The following is a 17,433-nucleotide window of genomic DNA, read 5'->3' as shown; positions in this document are numbered from 1 at the left end:
ATCACCCCTTCAACTTGGCAACGGCGTCGACCAGCTGGCCGACGGTCTCGATCTCGGCCTGCATGTTCATCGTGATGATGATGTCGAATTCGTCCTCGATCGCGGCGACGAAATCCATCACGGTCAGGCTGTCCCATTCGAGATCGCCCTGAAAAGTCGTCGCATCGTTCAGCGTGACGCCCTTTTTGTTGAAGGGTTCGATCTGTGCGGTGACGGTATCGTAAATGGCCTGGCGGTCGCTCATGGTCGGTCCTTGATAACTCTCATCGTCGTTGCCGCACAAATGCGGCAGTTTTGCAGCAAGCCTATAGCAAGCCGTTGGCGCGATACCACGCCACCGTCTCGGCAAACCCCGCAGCCGTAGCCACCTTGGGATGCCATAGGGCGGGGTCGGGGCGTTTGGCGGGGTCGGCGACCCAGTCGGGATGCGAAAGATAGCCGACGCGGTCGGCGGTGAGCTTGGCACCCGTGCCGCGAAACGCGCCATCGAGTTTCGCGCCGAGCGTCAGGATCGCCTTGGGGAGCGCGATCGGCAGCACGCGGTGTTGTCCGGCCGCGACGCCCATCGCCCGGACCATCTCGGCATGGCTCCACCCATCGGGGCGGCCGTCGTCGGGTTCGAGGATCAGCCGCGGCGTTGCGTTCGTGGCGAGGACGATCAGCAGATCGGCGATGTCATCGGCGGCGATGATCGACGCACGCCCGCCCGGTGGCAGCAAGGCGATGCCGCGTGATGCCATGCGGAACAGGTCGCGCATCTCCATGTCGCCGGGGCCGTAGATCGCCGGGGGACGGACGACGACCCAGTCGAGCCCCGACGCGGCGAGGACGCGTTCGGATTCGGCTTTCGACCAGCCGTAATTCGACAGCAACGGCTCGCGTCCGGCGACCGAGGAGACGTGGACGAAGCGCTGGACGCCAGCGCGAGTCGCGGCGTCGATCATCGCTTGCGTGCCCGCGATATTGCCCGCGGCAAAGCCGGCGCGGTCGGGTGCGTTGACCACGCCCGCGATGTGGACGACCGCGTCCGCGCCCATCACGAGGCGATCGAGCGCATCCTGCGTGTCGAGCGCGCCTTCGATCCAGGTCACGCCTGCGCGCGGCGGCTGCGGGCGGCGGGTGAGGGCGCGGACGTCGTGTCCCGCGGCGAGCGCCAGCGTGATCGCATGCGATCCGACGAAGCCGGTGCCGCCGGTGAGGGCGAGGACGCTCATGAATTGAATTCCTTCAGCAGGACGGAGCGCGTCACAGCACCGCCATGTGGTTGCGATGGATCAACGCGGCGCGCGGCGCGTAGCCGAGGATCGCGGCATGATCGCTACTGCGCTTGCCGGTGATCGCGATTGCGTCGGCCATGTCATACTCGCTCAACCCGCGGGCGAGCGTGCGGCCGTCGGGGCCGATCACCGCGACCAGATCGCCGCGTGCGAAGCCGCCCGAAACCGATGTCGCGCCTGCCGCGAGCAAACTCTTGCCGCCGAGCAGCGCGGCCGCGGCGCCGGCATCGATCGTGATATCGCCCTTGGCGGTCAGCCCGCCCGCGAGCCAGGCTTTCCGCGCCGGTGCGGTTTTCTCGGCGACGAACACCGTGCCGCGCCCGCTCGTGTCGTACGCGGCGAGCGGATGGTCGACATGCCCCGACACGATTGCGAGATGCGCGCCCGCTGCGGTCGCGATTCGCGCTGCTGCGATCTTCGAGACCATCCCGCCAGAGCCCATGCCCGAGCCCGATCCGCCATCGGCCATCGCCTCGATTCGCGCGTCGATTCGCTCGACGCGCGGGATCAGCGTCGCGTGCGGGTTGGTGTTGGGGTTGGCATCGTAGAGCCCGTCGATGTCCGACAGCAGGATCACGCCGTGCGCGCCTGCGGCTTGTGCGACGCGTGCGGCGAGACGGTCGTTGTCGCCGAAGCGAATCTCGGCGGTGGCGACGCTGTCATTCTCGTTGATCACCGGCACGACTCCGAGCGTCATCAGCCGTCCAAGCGTTGCCGAGGCATTGAGATAGCGCCGTCGGTCCTCGAGATCGTCGAGCGTCACGAGCATCTGCGCCGCGGTCAGCCCCTCGGCGCCGAGCAGTTCGGCCCAGACTTGCGAAAGGGCGATCTGCCCGGTCGCGGCGGCGGCCTGCGCGTCCTCCAGGCTCGCGCGCCCGCCCTTGGGGAGCTGCAGGCGCCGCGCACCAAGCGCAATCGCGCCCGAGGAGACCACTGCGATCTCCTGACCAGCGCGCGCGCGCGCGGCGATATCGGCGACGAGGCTCGCCAGCCAGCCGCGCCGCACCGTGCCATCGGGCGCGACGAGCAGCGACGAGCCGACCTTGACGATCAGGCGCGGGCAAGCGGTGGGGGCGAAGACGGACATTGCGATGAGCGTTAGCGCGCAGTGCGGCGTGCGCCAACCGCGTTCAGTCGCGCGCGAAGATCTCGTCGTGCGGGATCGTGAGACTAAGTGCGGGGAGGGGGAGATCGAGCGGAAGGCTATGCGTGGTGTCGTTCCACCCGTTAGGACCGGTACGTTGGATCACGCGCAAGCGCTCGATCGCGACGTCGACAAAGACAATCGTATCCACACTCGGCAGCGCCCGATATTCGGCGAGTTTGATTCCCAGGTCCGTTCGGGCCGTGCCGTCAGATAGAATTTCAAAGAGGATTCGTGGGTCGGGCGCGGACGTGTCGGCGTCATGCTCAGCGCTTTCGCGCCCGCAAAACACACTGACATCGGGATAGCGGATCGACATGTCGCGCGTTCTGGTCGCCATGTCGGGTCCATAGGCGGCGCAGCCCGTCCCGCGAAGACGTGGGGCGAGCGCTACGATGAGATTGCTCTGCACGCGGGCGTGGCGCTGCGTCCCGCCCGCCAACATCCGAATCACGCCATTGTCGAGTTCCGCCTTGAGATCGCCGAAGTCGATTTCAAGGAATTGCTCGGCGGTCAGCAGCGGATAGACAGGACGCGTAGCCATGCCCTGCTGATATCATACCCGCTACCGGTCTCAAACCGGCGACCATTCCCCCGGCGAATCATCATCGCGCGCCGGTGCGCCCTCGGGCGGACCGATTTCCTCGATCAGCCGCTCGACCACCGCTTCGATCCCCGTGCCGCCTGCGCCCGACATCGGCAGGACGTCGGCCTTGCTCGCGCGCTTCAACTTGGTGACGAGCTTCTTGACCTCGGCGGGATCCAAGGCGTCGATCTTGTTGAGCCCGATGACTTGCGGCTTATCCACAAGCCCCGCGCCGTAGGCGTCGAGTTCTCCACGGACGATCCGGTAGTTACCCACAGGATCGTCCTCGGTCGCATCGACCAGATGGAGCAGCACCTTGCAGCGCTCGATATGCCCGAGGAAACGGTCGCCGATCCCAGCGCCATCGGCGGCGCCTTCGATCAGGCCGGGAATGTCGGCGATCACGAATTCGCGATTGTGGCGGCTCACCACGCCCAGCTGCGGGCGCACGGTGGTGAAGGGGTAGGCGCCGACCTTGGCCTGCGCATTGGTCACCGCGTTGATGAAGGTCGATTTGCCGGCATTGGGCAGCCCGACGAGACCCGCATCGGCGAGCAGCTTCAGCCGCAGCCAGATCCACATTTCCTCGTATGGCCAGCCGGTGCCGTGCTGGCGCGGCGCGCGGTTGGTCGAGGTCTTGTAGGTCGCGTTGCCGCGCCCGCCGTCACCGCCGCGCAGGAAGACGACGCGCTCGCCCGGCACGGTGAAGTCGGCGAGGACTTCCTCCTTGTCCTCGGACAGCACTTGGGTGCCGACCGGAACGCGGATGAGCAGATCATCGCCGCCAGCGCCGGTGCGGTTCGAGCCCGAGCCGCCATGCCCGCGCGGGGCGCGGAAATGCTGCGTGTAGCGGAAGTCGATCAGCGTGTTGAGACCGGGCACGGCCTCGAAAATGATGTCGCCGCCCTTGCCGCCGTTGCCGCCGTCGGGGCCGCCATATTCCATGAACTTTTCGCGGCGGAAGCTGACGGCGCCCTGGCCACCCGCGCCCGACCGGACGAAGATCTTTGCTTGGTCTAGAAAATGCATCGGCGGCCCTTAGCCGAAGATACGATTTTTAGCCAGTCGCTGCGGGAAGCGCCACGCGCGCCGATATCAGCTGTTCGAGCGCGAGCTCGCGCGCTTTGCCGAGCGGCAGGCCGAGCGCCTTCGCCATCGGCCCGCCGAGCAGCGAATCACCCAGCGCCATCAGCACGAGTTGCAGCGTTTCCTCATGGATCGGCTTGCCCCCCACCATGTCGGGATCGGCGGCGAGATCGTCGACCAGCCGGTGGATCGCCTCGAGGATCGGGTCGAGCGCATCCTCGTTGCCGGTCAGGATCATCCAGCTCGCCATCGCGCCCGCGCCTTGCGCAAAGGCGTCGAAGGTCATGTCGACGACGACGCGCGGATCCTGCTCGCCCGCGCGCGCGCGCTTGGCCGCCGCGCCGATCTGCGCGGTGATCGTATCGGCGAGATGGGTGATCAACGCCTTCTGCAGATCCGCCGCCGAACCGAAATGATGGAGCAAATTGGCATGCGTCCGCCCGATTCGCGCAGCGACGGCCTTGAGCGTGACGGCCTGCGGACCTTGTTCGACGAGCAGGGCGCGGGCGGCCTCGATCGCGGCCTCGCGCGATTCTTCGGGGCTGAGACGTTTGCGGACTATTGACACTGTTGTAAGTAACGCTTAATTCGAGGCCTGTTGTCTTGCTGTTTGGAGGTTTTCGTGGCGAAAGCAACCAGTCCCGCCGATCTCACCATCACCCCGCGCGACCTGCGCTTCGGCCGCGGCGTCCAGATGCGGCGCTGGTGGCTCAACAACGATCCGTTCGCGACCGCGTTCTACAATGCGCTGTCGGTGACGTTTCCGAAGGGCGAGGGGTTCTTCGTCGACAGCGTCCGCAATTTCCGCGAGGGCACGCCGCCGCGGCTCCACGCCGAAATCCAGGCCTTCATCAAGCAGGAAGTGATCCACACGCGCGAGCATGTCGCGTTCAATCGCCATGTCACCGACCAGGGATATGACACCAAGCTGCTCGAACAGCATATCGACCAGGCGCTCGCGCTGACCAAGGGGCGTCCGCCGATCGCGAGCCTCGCCGCGACGATGGCGCTCGAACATTTTACCGCGATGCTGGCGCACGAACTGATCGCCGATCCGCGCCACCTGGCAGGCGGTGACGAGCAGGCGGCGGCGCTGTGGCGCTGGCACGCCGCCGAGGAGATCGAGCATAAGGGTGTCGCCTACGACACCTGGCTCCATGCGACGCGCGACTGGAGTCGCTGGATGCGCTGGAAGATCAAGGCGCTGGTGATGATCGGCACGACGCAGAAGTTCTTCGCTGGACGCTATAAGGGGATGCTTGAGCTGCTGCGGCAGGACGGGATCACGGGTGTACGCGCGCATTGCGGGATCGTGTGGTACGCGCTCGGCAAGCCGGGGATGGCGCGAAAGATCCTCGGCGCGTGGGTCGCCTTCTTCCTACCGGGCTTCCACCCATGGAACCACGATGACCGCAAGCTGATCGCACTCGCAGAGAGCGATTATGCCGATGCGGTTCTGCCGCGCGTGGCGGTCGCGGCCTGACCCCTCGCCCCGTCGTGTCGGGATCGATCCGGCGTCATGCGAGGCTGCGGTGTCGCGCTCACCGTTGACACCGCGCACCTCGCATGACGGCCGGCACGAGGCCGGGGCGACGCAGCCTCAGGCCGCCAGGCTGAAGACTGCGCCGTGCGCCTCTTCGGCCAGATCGAGCTCGAGCGTCGCGCATGGTGCCTCGGCGCCGCGCGCGATGCTGTGCAGCATCGCCTCTCCAGTCGGCCGGAAGCCGAGCTTGGCTAGAACTTTCCCCGATGCGGGATTGTCGATGAAGTGGTTGGCGCGCAGCCGGTCGAGACCCATCGCATACCGGGCGATTCCGAGCATCGCCTTGCCCGCCTCGGTCGCATAGCCACGCCCGCGCGCGCTCGGCGTCAGCCAATAGCCGAGCTCGTGTGCGCCGCCGGGGTCGCGCTGGAGGATCGATATCGCACCGACCAGTTCGGGATAGGCGTGCTCGTGGCTGAAGATCAGGCAATTGACCTCATCCGCACCCGGCGCGCGCGTGAGCCACGCCTCGGCATCGGCCTTGGTGTAGGGCCAGGGCAGTCGCGACAGCATGCAGGCCACGTCGTAATGCGCGATCGCCTGCGTCAGCGCAGCCGCGTCCTCCGGCCAGCCGGGCCGCAGCGTCAGTCTCGGGGTCCGAGCAAACATCGATACTCTCCTCGTCGCCGCCCTTTGCCCGTCTTGCATGACGAACGAAGGACAATGGGTGGGGAGGGAGCATGAAAAAAGGGAGCCGGGGCGACCCGTCTCCCTTGTTCGGTCCGCTTGCGCGGTCCCGGGTCGCCCTGGTGGGCAACCCGTCCGGTTACCCGATGTTATTCAGCGGCAATCGCTGCCGGCATCTCTACCGAGCAGAATTTGCGACCGAGCTTGCCCTGGTGGAAGGTCACGCGACCTTCGGTCAGCGCGAACAGGGTGTGATCCTTGCCGATGCCGACATTGACGCCCGGGTAGAATTTGGTGCCGCGCTGACGCACGAGAATGTTGCCCGGAATGACGGCTTCGCCACCGAACTTCTTGACGCCAAGGCGACGGCCTGCCGAATCGCGACCGTTGCGCGAAGAGCCGCCTGCTTTCTTATGTGCCATCTGGAATTACTCCTTACGCCTGAGCGGCCGACGCTTCGGGCGCCGCTGCTTCGGTGGACTTCTTGTCGGCTGCCTTATGGTCGCCGATCGCGGTGATGCGCAGGATCGTGTGACGCTGACGATGGCCGTTCTTGCGACGATAGTTGTGGCGACGACGCTTCTTGAAAACGATGACCTTGTCGGCCTTCGCCTGCGCGATGATCTCTGCGGTGACCGTCAGGCCCTCGAGCGATGCCATCTCCGAGCCTTCGCCCGCGAGCAGAATGTCACCGAGCGTAATCGACGCCCCAGCTTCGCCGTCGAGCTTCTCGACGACGATCTTGTCTCCGGCGGCAACGCGATACTGCTTGCCGCCTGTGCGCACGATTGCGAACATGGCCCTCATCACCTTCAAAAATACCTGTGCTCCACGCAACGGCAAGCCGAGCGCGGGAAAGAAGCGCCAGCTATGCGAGAGCGAGCTCGCTGTCAACCGCCGAGGTGCGGGCGATGCGCTGCAAAAGCGTTGCTCAAACGCAATAGTAGGGCCGAAATCGCCCTATTTTGGATGAGTGGATGCCCGATCGTGAAGTTTATGTTGCATCGCTAAACGACCTGTGGCGCAATCCGATTCGGAACAGACGAGGCGAAGACGAATCCGGCGCAGCACGAGTGCCGGAGAGTCTCCAGCAGCGCATGGTTTCCAAAGTGCAGGCTGCGGCGCAGAAGTCTCTGTGTTCGCTGAAGAAGCGCATGTCTGAAGTCGAATAGCATTTCTGTAAATGCCGGGTTGAACGGCAGGGGGGACTGCGCGCGTCCGATCCGGGCGGCGCACGATACGGTGTAGGTTCAGGTGAAATCTATCAAAACAGGGGGAATAGCCGTGATGTTCAGACAGTCCATTTCGTTGCTGGCACTTGCTGCCGGTCTGAGCGCATCACCTGCGTTCGCGGCACCCGCCACGGCGCCCGAGGCGCCGGCACAGGCGCTGACCACCGCAGCGGGAGCCGCCGTTGCGCAGGAAGCGCCGAGCGACATCGTCGTCATCGGCACGCGCCGGACCGATCGATCGGTCACCGATTCGGCATCGCCGATCGATGTGATCAGCTCAGCCGAGCTGGCTCAGCAGCCGGCAGTGAACATGCTCGACGCCGTCCGGAACCTCGTTCCGTCCTTCTTCGTCCCGCAGAACACCATCTCTGACGCATCGACCTTCGTGCGTGCGCCGTCGCTGCGCGGCCTGGGGGCGGACCAGATCCTGGTCATGATCAACGGCAAGCGGTACAATCGCTCGGCGCTCGTCAACGTCTATACCGGTGCCGACACGGCGCTGTCGTTCGGGTCGCAAGGCTCCGACATCGGCAACATTCCCGCGATCGCGATCGGCAATTTGCAAGTGCTGCGCGACGGCGCGACCGCGCAATACGGCGCCGACGCGTTGGCGGGGGTGCTCAACTATTCGATACGCAAGGACGTCGGCCTCGAGGCGCAGGCGCTTTACGGACAGACCTATCGCGGCGACGGCGAAAGCAAGATCTTTTCGGGATATGGTGGGCTGAAGCTCGGCGAACGTGGCTTCGTCAGCCTTGCGGGCGAATATTACGACCAGGGCCAGACCAGCCGCGGCGTTACGCGCGCCAGCGCGATCACCATCCAGGCGAACAACCCCGCGCTCACCGTGCCGAACCCGGCGCAGATCTGGGGAACCTCGCCGGGCCATGGCTACAAGCTGTTCGCCAATGCGGCGCTCGACGTGGGCGCGCAGAGCCAAATCTATTTCACCGGAAACCTGGCGCATAGCGAGACCAACCAGAGCTTCAACTATCGCCCGTCGCAGACGAACGGCGGGTTCGTTCGCAACGATGGCACGGCCAACTCAACGGTGACATTGAGCCGCAACGGATCGTTCAACCCGATCTTCACGACGGCCTGCCCTGCAGGCAATGCGACCTGCCCGACGGGTGGCTTTGTCAATTCGGCGTCGACGCAATTCCCGCTGAACAACGGCGCGACCTACAGTTTCGCGAGCCTCTATCCGGGTGGCTTTACGCCGCGCTTCATCGGTAAGGTCGATCAAATCTATGGGACGCTGGGCTTCAAGGGCAAGACCGGCAGCGGCTTCACCTACGACCTGTCGGGGACGTTGAGCCGCAACTCGCTCGACCTGTCGATGAACAACTCGCTGTCGGCATCCTACGGCCCGCAGAGCCAGACGAGCTTTCAGTTCGGCAAGCTGATCCAAAGCGAAATCACGCTGAACGCCGATTTCACCTATCCGCTCGAAGTCGGCTTCGACAGCCCGATCGTGCTTTCGGCCGGTTCGGAGTATCGCCGCGAGCGGTATGAAAAGACGACCGGTGACCTGCAATCCTATGGTGCAGGGCCCTTTGCGTCGCAGCCACTCTATGACCTGGTCGCGCCGGGCGTGTACCAGCGCACCATCGTGCGCGATGCAGCCGGCGTGCCGGTCCTGCTCAACGGCGCCGTCCAGCCTGTCACCGCGACCCAGTCGCCGGCCGCCAGCGGCTATGGCGGCACCAGCCCGAACTTTGCGGGCGTGTCGACCCAGAAAAGCTATGCGTTCTACGTCGGTGCCGAAACCGACATCACCAAGGCGCTGACGGTCGGCTTTGCGGGCCGGTACGAAAACTACAACACCTTCGGCGGCGTCTTGGTGGGCAAGGCGAATGCGCTATTCCGCGTAACCGACGCGGTGTCGCTGCGCGCAACGGTCGGCAACGGCTTCCACGCGCCTTCGCCGGGCCAGAACAACACGCAGGTCGTGACGACGAACTTCCTCGGCGGCAATCAGGTGCAGACCGGGACCTATCCAACGTCGAGCGCGATCGCGCAATTCTACGGCGCGGGGCTGCTCAAACCAGAGCGGTCGACCAATTATGGGGCGGGTATCGTACTGAAGCCGACCAGCGCGCTCTCGCTGACGGTCGACGGCTACATCATCCAGATCAAAAACCGCATCGGCATCTCGCAGAACTTCACGGTGACCCCGGCGAACATCACGGCGCTGCCGGCGCTCGCGTCGGTCGGTCTCGGCGGTGTGGTGAACTATTTCACCAACGGCTTCGACGTCTCGTCAAAGGGGATCGAGGCGGTGGCGAACTATCGCACCAAGCTACTGGGCGGGCCGATCAACTTCACGCTGGCCTATAGCTACAACAATTTGAAGGCGAAGAACATCAAGCTGACGACCACCGGACAGCCGCTGGTCAGCTTGCAGCAGCAATATAACATCGCCAACCTCGCGCCGCGCCACCGCATTACCGCCTCGGCCGGGTGGCAGGTCGACGACTTCTCGATCAACGCGCGCGCCAATTATTTCGGCGAATGGTCGAACGCGCTCGAGTACAACCTCGTCGCACCGGCCGCCGGCGCAACGACGGCACCGGCGTCGCAGATCTTCGGGGGGAAGGCGTTGTTCGACCTCGACGTCAGCTACACCTTTGCCGAGCACTTCACGTTGACGTTGGGCGCGAACAATGTGTTCAACACCTTCCCCGACAAGATCAAGGCATCGCCGGTCAACCCGATCTATGCGCTTTCGGGCGGGCTGAACGACGGCCAGGTCTATCCACGCTCGGGCGGACCGTTCGGCATGAACGGCGGGTTCTACTACGCCCGCCTGCGCGTCAAATATTGAGGATAGCATGATCCGGGGGCAGCGATGCTCCCGGGCCTGGGTTGGGACACGACCAACGAAAAGGGGCGGCGGATCGCACGATCCACCGCCCCTTTCTCCTCGCCACGCGCAGGCGCGAATCAGTGGCGGTGTTCGCGCCGCAGCGGATATTTGCCGTCCTCATACTCGCCGAACAGCCCCGAGATCGCCGGATGATCGACCGGCTCGTCGAGATCGTCGGGCACCAGATTCTGCTGGCTGACATAGGCTACGTAACTCGACTCCATGTTCTCGGCGAGCAAATGGTAGAAGGGCTGGTCCTTGCGCGGGCGGATGTTCTCCGGGATCGCGTCGTACCATTCGTCGCTGTTGGCGAAGACCGGGTCGACGTCGAACACCACGCCGCGGAAATCGAACATGCGGTGGCGCACGACGTCGCCGATCGCGAAGCGTGCGTGGCTGATCGGCGCCAGCGGAATTTCGGCGGAGAAGGGCGGGGAGGTAATCGGGGTGCGGTGCATGGGTCTAACTTAGGCCCTGTTCCGCGCTGCACAAGAGAATGCTGCGGCAAAGCCTTGCGCTCCCCGATCGACTGCGTTAGTGGCCCCCGCTCACCGACCGGTGCCGCTTCGTGGGTCTCCCCCACAGACGGCATCATATGACCTCGCGGAGAGGTGGCAGAGTGGTCGAATGTACCGCACTCGAAATGCGGCGTGCCCTCACGGGTACCGTGGGTTCGAATCCCACCCTCTCCGCCATTTCCTTATCTGCAAGACAAGGCTAAAGCCCGCCACATGGCATCCTACAAAGAACCTTCCTTCAAAGACCGCGCCGCCCTCTCGGCCGACGCCAAGCAGCGCGCCCTCGAGAAGTTGAAGGCCAAGCCGCCGGTCGATCCCGCCGTCGTCGCTGCCCGCGCCGCCGCGCGTGAAGCGAAGGAAGAGGCCGAAGCCAAGAAGCGCGAAGAGAAAAAGGCCGCGCTCGAACAGGCCCGGCTCGACAAGCTCGCCAAAGCCGCCGCCGCCGAGCAGGCGATCAAGGATGCCGAACAGGCCGCGATCCAGGCCGAGATCGACAAGAAGGCGGCACGCGACGCGCGTTACGCCGCGCGGAAAAGCCGCAAGTAAGCGTCCGGCGCGAACGGGGGGGCGTCTCCCCGTTCGACGTGATCCGCATGTCGCGATAGCGTGTGCGCCAGTGCGCTGGTGAGGAACGCTTTTTATTAACTGACGTTACATTCCGCGCGCAGCCAGCCGGCTAGACGCCGGAGGTGATCTTGAGACAACGCGACGACTGGCATCTTACCGACGTGCTCGAGTATGAACACGGCCGCGGCGATCCGTTCGCCGCTGCGGTTCGCGCGACGCGCATGCCGATGGTCATCACCGACCCCGCACAGCCCGACAATCCGATCGTTTTCTGCAACGTCGCGTTTCAGCGCCTGACGGGCTATGATCGCGAAGAAATCATCGGTCGCAATTGCCGATTCCTCCAGGGGCCCGACACCGATCCTGCCAAGATCGCGGAAATCCGCGAGGCGGTCCGCGACGGGCACGCCGTCGACGTCGACTTGCTGAACTATCGCAAGGACGGCACGACCTTCTGGAACGCGCTGTATCTGTCGCCCGTCCGCGATGCCGATGGCGTCGTGCGCTTCTTCTTCGCCTCGCAGTTCGACGTGACCGAGCGCGTCGAGGCGCAGAATATCATCAACGACCAGAAACTGCTGGTCGAGCGCGAAGTCGAGCGCCGCACCGCCGATCTGCGCGCCGCGCTCGAGGCAAAGACGTTGTTGCTCCACGAGGTCGATCATCGCGTCAAAAACAATCTGACGATGATCGGCTCGCTGCTGCGCCTGCAAGTCCGCACGATCGACGATCCGTCGATCGCAGCCAAGCTCGATTCGATGCTCGAGCGCGTCGATGCGTTGGCGGTGGTGCATCGCCAGCTCTATCAATCGTCGGATATCGCGCGGTTCGATATCGGCAGCTTTGCGGAAAATCTGATTTCCGACGTGGTCGGGTCGAGCGGCCGGGGCGACATCGATCTGGATATCAAGGCGCAACCGCTGTTCGTCGATGCGGCGAACGCCTCGGCGCTCGGCCTGATCCTCAACGAGATCCTCACCAACGCCGTCAAGCATGCGTTCGCCGATGGCCGGTCGGGGAGTTTGAGCCTGCTGGTCGAGGGCGAGGAGGATCACGGGATCATCAAGATCTGTGACGACGGTCCTGGCATGCCCTCGAGCCAGCGGAGCCGGAGCATCGGCACGTCGCTGATCACGCGTCTCGCGCGGCAGGCAAATGCCGAGGCGACGTGGCGCGACGCCAAGCCCGGCACGTGCGTGACGATCACCTTCCCCAAGACCGAGATGCGATCATGACGCGGACCATGGACGTGCTGGTCGTCGAGGACGAGATGCTCCTGGCGATGGATATCGAGGCGATGATCGAGGATAGCGGGCATCGCGTCCTCGCCGAGGCCGCCAGCCTGCAGGACGTTCAGGCGCTGCCCGACGATCTCAATCCGCAGCTCGCATTCGTCGATCTCCATCTGGCGCACAATTCGACCGGCTTCGAGGTGTGCAGCTATATCCGCCAGCATTGGCCGGATACGCTGATCATCTTCGTGACCGCGAACGTTTCGAAGATCCCGGCGGATTTCTCGGGCGCGCACGGTGTGATCGCCAAGCCGTTTTCGCATGCCGGTGTCGTCAACGCGATCAAGTATCTGGCGGACGGGGCGTTTGATCCACCACCGTCGATCCCGCGTCCGGCGAGCCTCGTCGCCTCGCCGCATCTCAAGACACGCTGGGGCTGAGCGCCGACGCCGTTACGGCAGCCCGCGCGCCAGTTCCTCGAGCCACACCCGCGCGGTACCGTCCGACGGCGCGCGCCAGTCGCCACGCGGACTGAGCGCGCCGCCCGACGAGACCTTGGGGCCGTTTGGAATCGCCGAGCGCTTGAACTGGCTCGTCGCGAAGAAGCGGTGGAGGAATTTCTCGAGCCAGCCGGCGATCGTCGGGAGGTCGTAGGCGACTCGCCCCGCCGCCGGGAAATCGCGCGGCCAGCGGCCCGCGTTCGCATCGCGCCAGGCGTGGAGCGCGAGGAATGCGATCTTCGACGGCGCCATGCCGTGGCGCACGACGTGGTGCAGAAAGAAATCGTTGAGCGCATAGGGCCCGATTCGCGCCTCGGTGCTCTGGATCGCGCCATCGGCGCCGGCGGGGACCAGTTCGGGCGAAATTTCGGTGGCGAGGATCGCCTCGAGGATCGCGTCGGTCGCGCCGTCATACTGATTCGTGCGGATGCACCAGCGGATCAGGAACTGGATCAGCGTCTTGGGCACGCCGGCATTGACCGCGTAGTGGCTCATCTGGTCGCCGACGCCGTAGGTGCACCAGCCGAGCGCCAACTCTGACAGGTCGCCGGTGCCGACTACGAGCCCGCCGCGCTGGTTGGCGAGGCGGAAGAGGTAGTCGGTGCGCAGGCCAGCCTGGACGTTCTCGAAGGTCACGTCATAGGTCGGTTCGCCATCCGCGAACGGGTGGCCCATATCGCCGAGCATCTGGCGTGCGGCGGGGCGGATGTCGATTTCGGCGCCGCTCACGCCGAGTGCGCGCATCAGCGCCCAGGCGTTTTCCTTGGTGCCGTCGCTGGTGGCGAAGCCGGGCATGGTGAAACCGAGGATATGGTCGCGCGGGCGGCCGAGCCGGTCCATCGCCTTCGCCGCGACGATCAGCGCATGCGTCGAATCGAGCCCGCCCGACACGCCGATGACGAGGCGTTCGGCCCTCGCCGCCTCGAAACGCTTGAGAATGCCCTCGACCTGGATGTTGAACGCCTCGTAGCAATCCTCGTCGAGCTTCTCGGGCGTGTTGGGCACGAACGGGAAGCGGCGCTGGTCGCGGAGCAGGCCGATGTCGCCGAAATCGGGCTGGTGCGTGAAGCCGATGCGGCGGAAGCGCGTCTCGGGGTCGCCCGCGAGCCGCGCCGAATCGTTGAAGGTACCGACGCGCATCCGCTCCTGCGCGATTCGCCCGACATCGACATCGGCGAGCACCAGCTCCGATTCGCGCCCGAAGCGGGTCGATTCGGCGAGCAGCTCGCCGAGTTCGTGGACCATGCCCTGGCCGTCCCAGGCGAGGTCGGTCGTGCTCTCGCCCGATCCGGCGGCGGAAAAGACATAAGCACATACCGCGCGCGCGGATTGCGAGGCGCACAGCATCGCGCGTTCGCGCGCCTTGCCGACGACGATGTTCGATGCGGACAGGTTGCAGCAGATCAGCGCGCCGGCGAGCGCCCCCATCGTCGAGGGTGGGGTCGGCGCCCAATAATCCTCGCAGATTTCGGCATGGAGCACGAAGTCGGCGAGATCGTCGGCGGCGAAGAGCAGGTCGGTGCCGAATGGGACGGTCTGCCCGGCGAGCGTGATGTCGCTGACCGGCAGGCCGGAGCCGCTCGCGAACCAGCGCTTCTCATAATATTCGCGGTAATTGGGCAGGAAGGTCTTGGGCACCACGCCGAGGATCCGCCCGCGCGCCATCACCACTGCGCAATTGTAGAGCCGGCCGTTGCGCACCAGCGCCGCGCCGAGCACGAGAACCGGGCGCAGCTTGGTGGTCGCCTCCGCCACCGCGGCGATGGCCGCCTCGGTCGCGCGCTGCTGCGCGGTCTGCAAATGCAGATCGTCGATCGCGTAGGAGGTGAGGTTGAGCTCGGGGAAGACGAGCAGGTCGGCGCTTTGCGCATGGCCCTGCTCGGCGAGCGCGATCGTCGCCGCCGCATTGGCGGCGCAATCGCCGACGGTCGCGCGCGGGGTCGCCGCGCCGACGCGGATCAGCCCGTGGCTGTGGATCGAATGGAACGGGTGCGCCTTCGCCATCCACAAGCGCTTAACGGGCTTTGCTTTTGAAAGCGACACCCTGCACGGTCGGTTGGCCATCACCAGGAGGTTCGACAATGCAGATCCGCGTACGCGCGCGCGTCGGACTGGCGCGATGAGCCGGATCGGCCGCCTCAAGATCAAGGCGCAGCTCTATTGCGGCGACGAGCTCGCGATGGGGCCGGGCAAGGCCGATCTGCTCGACGCGATCGCGCGCGAGGGGTCGATCTCGGGCGCGGGGCGCGCGATGGGGATGAGCTATCGGCGCAGTTGGCTGCTCGTCGACAGCATGAACCGGTGTTTCGTCGAGCGGCTGGTCGAGACCGTCGCCGGCGGCGGGGCGGGGCGGGGCGCTTCGCTCACGCCGACGGGCGTAGCGGTGCTCGCCGCTTACCGCACGTTGGAGGCGGCGCTGGCCGAATCGGCGGGGAGCGGCGCTATGGCCGAGCTCGACGCTTTGCTGCGCGCGGCGCCGCTACCGCCGGTCAGGGACGACGGATGATCAGCACTGGCGCGGCGGCGGCCTTGCTGCCGGCGATCTGGAGCACGTAGCGACCGGGCGCGAGTTTGAAGTCGACCATCTTGGCGATGCCGCTGCACGCCACGCCGTGTGCGTGGGCGGTCGAGGTCTGCGCCTTGCGGCCCTTGACCACGTCGATCCATGCCGGAGTGCCGAGGATCACGCGGTAGGTGCCGGTCCGCGCGATCGAAAAACTCGCCATGCCGCCGAGGCTGGCCGGCTCGCCGGGCTTGGACGGCGTGAACGGGTAGCGGACCGAATCCTTCGGCGCGAGCATCAACTCGGTGCGACGGCCGACCGTCAGCCGCGTGCGGGCGAGCGTATTGCGGTCGGTCGCGGCGGCGAGGCTCGGGCCGGTCTTCCAAGCCGCGAGATCGGCGGGGAGCGGCGCGGCGGGGGTCGGGCAGGTCTCGGGCGCGTGCTCCATCGGCGCCGCCTGCGCGGCGACGAGGACCGGGGCGAGGATGGGGGCGAGCAGCAGGAACAGGGAACGCATCGAGGGTCGCCTTGGCCGGAGGATCGCCCTGGCTATACGGCGGCGCGCCAAGGCGGGCAATTCACGAGACGACGCGCCGCGCCTCGCCGACCTGCCAGGCGAGCAGCGCCGGCACCGCGATGATCACGTCGCGCGCGCGCTTGAGCAGCGACAGCGCGAGCGCGGTCGCGGGCGGCAGGCCGACAAGCGGGCCGATCAGCACATAGGCCGCCTCCTGCACGCCGATCGCGCCGGGGATCGCAAAGGCGACGCTGCGCAGCGTGAAGATCAGCGCTTCGATCATCAGCACCGCCCAGAGCGGGACGTGCGAGCCCATGAACTGCAGCGCGATCCACGCCCCGGTGGCGCTCGCCAGCCACGCCGCGAGGTTGAAGGCGAAGGCGAGAAGGACGCGCTTGGGCTCGCGATAGATCGCGTCGAGCTGGTCGCGCACCGCCGCCATCGCCGCGACCGATCCGGGCAGCATCCGTGCACCGAGCGAGCCGGCGAGTTTCAGCACCGGTTTCTGCGCGAACACGAACAGCAGCATCAGCGCGATCATCGCCGCCACCCCGCCGAGCGCGAGCGGGACAAGACCCTGCTGCACCGGCGCATGCGACAGCACCATCAGCAATACGGCGACGCCGCCCAGGGTAAAGATCAGTTGTGCCGCCATCTCGGTCGTCATGTCGGCGATCATCGAGGCGTAGATGACCGGCTGCGGCACTCCGAACGCAGCCAGCGTCCGCGCGCCAACGACGAGGCCGCCGAGCTGCGAGAAGGGGAGGATGTCGGTCGCCGCCTCGCGCGTGGTGCGCGCCCAGACGAACAGCCACAGCCGCTCGCTCGGCTGGTCGGTCGCGACCGCGAGCCACGCCATGCCGAGCAGGCCGAGCACGCCCGCCGACCAGAGCACGAACGTCGCCATGCCGATCCAGCCGATCGACGCCATCGCGGCGAGCACTTGCCCGATCCCGACGGTGCCGACGGTCCCGGCGGCAACGGCGAGGCCGACGATCGTTGCGAGGAGGAGCCCGATACGGGCGGAGCGGCTCATCGTGTGCCCGATACTTGAGCTGGGCTACCTTCGTCACCCCGGGCTTGTCCCGGGGTCCACCGGGATGCGCGGCCTGCGGGCCGAGCGAGCGCGGCACGGTGGACCCCGGCACGGGGCCGGGGTGACGGGTTTGGGGCGGCGGGATCGCGGGCCCCTATGGGGCCCGCATAGTCTGGCCGGGGAAGGATTCGCGCGG

Annotated in this window: 20 protein-coding genes and 1 tRNA gene; 8 read left to right on the top strand and 13 right to left on the bottom strand. The window is 66.0% G+C overall.

Annotated features, from left to right (window positions below):
- Position 1: 1 nt before the first annotated feature.
- The 6 genes from IE187_RS06075 to IE187_RS06050 form a co-directional block, all read right to left on the bottom strand.
- The gene (locus IE187_RS06075) at positions 2-244 is read right to left on the bottom strand and encodes an acyl carrier protein (RefSeq protein ID WP_189675453.1); all 243 of its coding nucleotides are present in this window, start codon (positions 242-244) and stop codon (positions 2-4) included.
- Between the two features lie 61 nt (positions 245-305).
- Positions 306-1,214, bottom strand: coding sequence for an NAD-dependent epimerase/dehydratase family protein (locus IE187_RS06070; RefSeq protein WP_189675452.1), 909 nt, complete (start codon positions 1,212-1,214; stop codon positions 306-308).
- A gap of 31 nt (positions 1,215-1,245) precedes the next feature.
- The gene (gene proB, locus IE187_RS06065) at positions 1,246-2,364 is read right to left on the bottom strand and encodes a glutamate 5-kinase (protein ID WP_189675451.1); all 1,119 of its coding nucleotides are present in this window, start codon (positions 2,362-2,364) and stop codon (positions 1,246-1,248) included.
- A 43-nt stretch (positions 2,365-2,407) separates the two neighbouring features.
- Positions 2,408-2,965 (bottom strand): Uma2 family endonuclease, encoded by a 558-nt coding sequence (locus IE187_RS06060; RefSeq protein WP_189675450.1) that lies wholly within the window; start codon positions 2,963-2,965, stop codon positions 2,408-2,410.
- A gap of 30 nt (positions 2,966-2,995) precedes the next feature.
- Positions 2,996-4,036 carry a GTPase ObgE gene (obgE, locus tag IE187_RS06055; protein ID WP_133189938.1) on the bottom strand — a complete coding sequence of 347 codons (1,041 nt, stop codon included), beginning with the start codon at positions 4,034-4,036 and terminating at the stop codon, positions 2,996-2,998.
- Positions 4,037-4,064: 28 nt separating this feature from the next.
- Positions 4,065-4,661, bottom strand: coding sequence for a TetR/AcrR family transcriptional regulator (locus IE187_RS06050; protein ID WP_133189927.1), 597 nt, complete (start codon positions 4,659-4,661; stop codon positions 4,065-4,067).
- Positions 4,662-4,715: 54 nt separating this feature from the next.
- Here IE187_RS06050 and IE187_RS06045 point away from each other — a divergent pair, with 54 nt between their 5' ends.
- Positions 4,716-5,576: a metal-dependent hydrolase gene (locus IE187_RS06045; protein WP_189675449.1), complete on the top strand. Its 861-nt coding sequence runs from the start codon at positions 4,716-4,718 to the stop codon at positions 5,574-5,576.
- A 117-nt stretch (positions 5,577-5,693) separates the two neighbouring features.
- Here IE187_RS06045 and IE187_RS06040 read toward each other — a convergent pair whose 3' ends face one another.
- From IE187_RS06040 to rplU, 3 genes are all read right to left on the bottom strand, one after another.
- Entirely contained in the window at positions 5,694-6,245 is a 552-nt protein-coding gene (locus IE187_RS06040; RefSeq protein ID WP_189675448.1) for a GNAT family N-acetyltransferase, read from the bottom strand.
- Positions 6,246-6,412: 167 nt separating this feature from the next.
- Positions 6,413-6,685 carry a 50S ribosomal protein L27 gene (rpmA, locus tag IE187_RS06035; RefSeq protein WP_133189925.1) on the bottom strand — a complete coding sequence of 91 codons (273 nt, stop codon included), beginning with the start codon at positions 6,683-6,685 and terminating at the stop codon, positions 6,413-6,415.
- 13 nt (positions 6,686-6,698) lie between these two features.
- Positions 6,699-7,061, bottom strand: a complete 363-nt coding sequence (rplU, locus tag IE187_RS06030) for a 50S ribosomal protein L21 (RefSeq protein ID WP_133189923.1) — start codon at positions 7,059-7,061, stop codon at positions 6,699-6,701.
- A gap of 179 nt (positions 7,062-7,240) precedes the next feature.
- Here rplU and IE187_RS06025 point away from each other — a divergent pair, with 179 nt between their 5' ends.
- Together IE187_RS06025 and IE187_RS06020 are read left to right on the top strand one after the other, a co-directional pair.
- Positions 7,241-7,435 carry a hypothetical protein gene (locus IE187_RS06025; RefSeq protein WP_189675447.1) on the top strand — a complete coding sequence of 65 codons (195 nt, stop codon included), beginning with the start codon at positions 7,241-7,243 and terminating at the stop codon, positions 7,433-7,435.
- A gap of 115 nt (positions 7,436-7,550) precedes the next feature.
- Positions 7,551-10,322, top strand: a complete 2,772-nt coding sequence (locus IE187_RS06020; protein WP_229839241.1) for a TonB-dependent receptor plug domain-containing protein — start codon at positions 7,551-7,553, stop codon at positions 10,320-10,322.
- A 119-nt stretch (positions 10,323-10,441) separates the two neighbouring features.
- On the opposite strand, the gene hspQ is transcribed toward IE187_RS06020, so the two are convergent.
- Positions 10,442-10,822: a heat shock protein HspQ gene (gene hspQ / locus IE187_RS06015; protein ID WP_133189921.1), complete on the bottom strand. Its 381-nt coding sequence runs from the start codon at positions 10,820-10,822 to the stop codon at positions 10,442-10,444.
- A gap of 147 nt (positions 10,823-10,969) precedes the next feature.
- On the opposite strand from hspQ, the gene IE187_RS06010 reads away from it, so the two are divergent.
- The 4 genes from IE187_RS06010 to IE187_RS05995 all read left to right on the top strand — a co-directional run bounded on the left by IE187_RS06010 (position 10,970) and on the right by IE187_RS05995 (position 13,121).
- A tRNA-Ser gene (locus IE187_RS06010) sits at positions 10,970-11,059 on the top strand.
- Positions 11,060-11,095: 36 nt separating this feature from the next.
- Positions 11,096-11,428 (top strand): DUF6481 family protein, encoded by a 333-nt coding sequence (locus IE187_RS06005; protein WP_133189919.1) that lies wholly within the window; start codon positions 11,096-11,098, stop codon positions 11,426-11,428.
- A gap of 143 nt (positions 11,429-11,571) precedes the next feature.
- Complete coding sequence (locus tag IE187_RS06000; RefSeq protein WP_229839240.1) at positions 11,572-12,684, top strand: PAS domain-containing protein; 1,113 nt, start codon at positions 11,572-11,574, stop codon at positions 12,682-12,684.
- Positions 12,681-13,121, top strand: coding sequence for a response regulator (locus IE187_RS05995; protein ID WP_189675445.1), 441 nt, complete (start codon positions 12,681-12,683; stop codon positions 13,119-13,121). The genes IE187_RS06000 and IE187_RS05995 overlap by 4 nt, the downstream gene beginning before the upstream one ends.
- Before the next feature lie 12 nt (positions 13,122-13,133).
- Here IE187_RS05995 and IE187_RS05990 read toward each other — a convergent pair whose 3' ends face one another.
- Entirely contained in the window at positions 13,134-15,185 is a 2,052-nt protein-coding gene (locus IE187_RS05990) for an NAD(+) synthase (RefSeq protein ID WP_189675444.1), read from the bottom strand.
- A gap of 115 nt (positions 15,186-15,300) precedes the next feature.
- Here IE187_RS05990 and IE187_RS05985 point away from each other — a divergent pair, with 115 nt between their 5' ends.
- Positions 15,301-15,687, top strand: coding sequence for a winged helix-turn-helix domain-containing protein (locus IE187_RS05985; protein ID WP_189675443.1), 387 nt, complete (start codon positions 15,301-15,303; stop codon positions 15,685-15,687).
- Here IE187_RS05985 and IE187_RS05980 read toward each other — a convergent pair.
- Positions 15,671-16,201: a hypothetical protein gene (locus IE187_RS05980; RefSeq protein WP_189675442.1), complete on the bottom strand. Its 531-nt coding sequence runs from the start codon at positions 16,199-16,201 to the stop codon at positions 15,671-15,673. The two genes, IE187_RS05985 and IE187_RS05980, sit on opposite strands and share 17 nt — an antisense overlap.
- 61 nt (positions 16,202-16,262) lie before the next feature.
- A complete protein-coding gene (locus IE187_RS05975; RefSeq protein ID WP_189675441.1) occupies positions 16,263-17,237 on the bottom strand; it encodes a lysylphosphatidylglycerol synthase domain-containing protein in 975 nt (324 codons plus the stop codon).
- Between the last annotated feature and the right edge of the window lie 196 nt (positions 17,238-17,433).

It is taken from the genome of Sphingomonas glacialis, from assembly GCF_014653575.1.
Taxonomy (GTDB): domain Bacteria; phylum Pseudomonadota; class Alphaproteobacteria; order Sphingomonadales; family Sphingomonadaceae; genus Sphingomonas; species Sphingomonas glacialis.
Note: the sequence above shows the minus strand (reverse complement) of the source record. Positions and strands in the feature narration are given on the sequence as shown.

Bases quoted from the DNA above. Each gene is read 5' to 3' on its own strand.
- IE187_RS06070 (WP_189675452.1), bottom strand. From the start codon at position 1,214: ATGAGCGTCCTCGCCCTCACCGGCGGCACCGGCTTCGTCGGATCGCAT.
- IE187_RS06025 (WP_189675447.1), top strand. From the start codon at position 7,241: ATGCCCGATCGTGAAGTTTATGTTGCATCGCTAAACGACCTGTGGCGC.
- obgE (WP_133189938.1), bottom strand. From the start codon at position 4,036: ATGCATTTTCTAGACCAAGCAAAGATCTTCGTCCGGTCGGGCGCGGGT.
- IE187_RS05985 (WP_189675443.1), top strand. From the start codon at position 15,301: ATGAGCCGGATCGGCCGCCTCAAGATCAAGGCGCAGCTCTATTGCGGC.
- IE187_RS06005 (WP_133189919.1), top strand. From the start codon at position 11,096: ATGGCATCCTACAAAGAACCTTCCTTCAAAGACCGCGCCGCCCTCTCG.
- IE187_RS06060 (WP_189675450.1), bottom strand. From the start codon at position 2,965: ATGGCTACGCGTCCTGTCTATCCGCTGCTGACCGCCGAGCAATTCCTT.
- IE187_RS06040 (WP_189675448.1), bottom strand. From the start codon at position 6,245: ATGTTTGCTCGGACCCCGAGACTGACGCTGCGGCCCGGCTGGCCGGAG.
- IE187_RS05975 (WP_189675441.1), bottom strand. From the start codon at position 17,237: ATGAGCCGCTCCGCCCGTATCGGGCTCCTCCTCGCAACGATCGTCGGC.
- proB (WP_189675451.1), bottom strand. From the start codon at position 2,364: ATGTCCGTCTTCGCCCCCACCGCTTGCCCGCGCCTGATCGTCAAGGTC.
- IE187_RS05980 (WP_189675442.1), bottom strand. From the start codon at position 16,201: ATGCGTTCCCTGTTCCTGCTGCTCGCCCCCATCCTCGCCCCGGTCCTC.
- rplU (WP_133189923.1), bottom strand. From the start codon at position 7,061: ATGTTCGCAATCGTGCGCACAGGCGGCAAGCAGTATCGCGTTGCCGCC.
- IE187_RS06020 (WP_229839241.1), top strand. From the start codon at position 7,551: ATGTTCAGACAGTCCATTTCGTTGCTGGCACTTGCTGCCGGTCTGAGC.
- hspQ (WP_133189921.1), bottom strand. From the start codon at position 10,822: ATGCACCGCACCCCGATTACCTCCCCGCCCTTCTCCGCCGAAATTCCG.
- rpmA (WP_133189925.1), bottom strand. From the start codon at position 6,685: ATGGCACATAAGAAAGCAGGCGGCTCTTCGCGCAACGGTCGCGATTCG.
- IE187_RS05995 (WP_189675445.1), top strand. From the start codon at position 12,681: ATGACGCGGACCATGGACGTGCTGGTCGTCGAGGACGAGATGCTCCTG.
- IE187_RS05990 (WP_189675444.1), bottom strand. From the start codon at position 15,185: ATGGCGAAGGCGCACCCGTTCCATTCGATCCACAGCCACGGGCTGATC.
- IE187_RS06075 (WP_189675453.1), bottom strand. From the start codon at position 244: ATGAGCGACCGCCAGGCCATTTACGATACCGTCACCGCACAGATCGAA.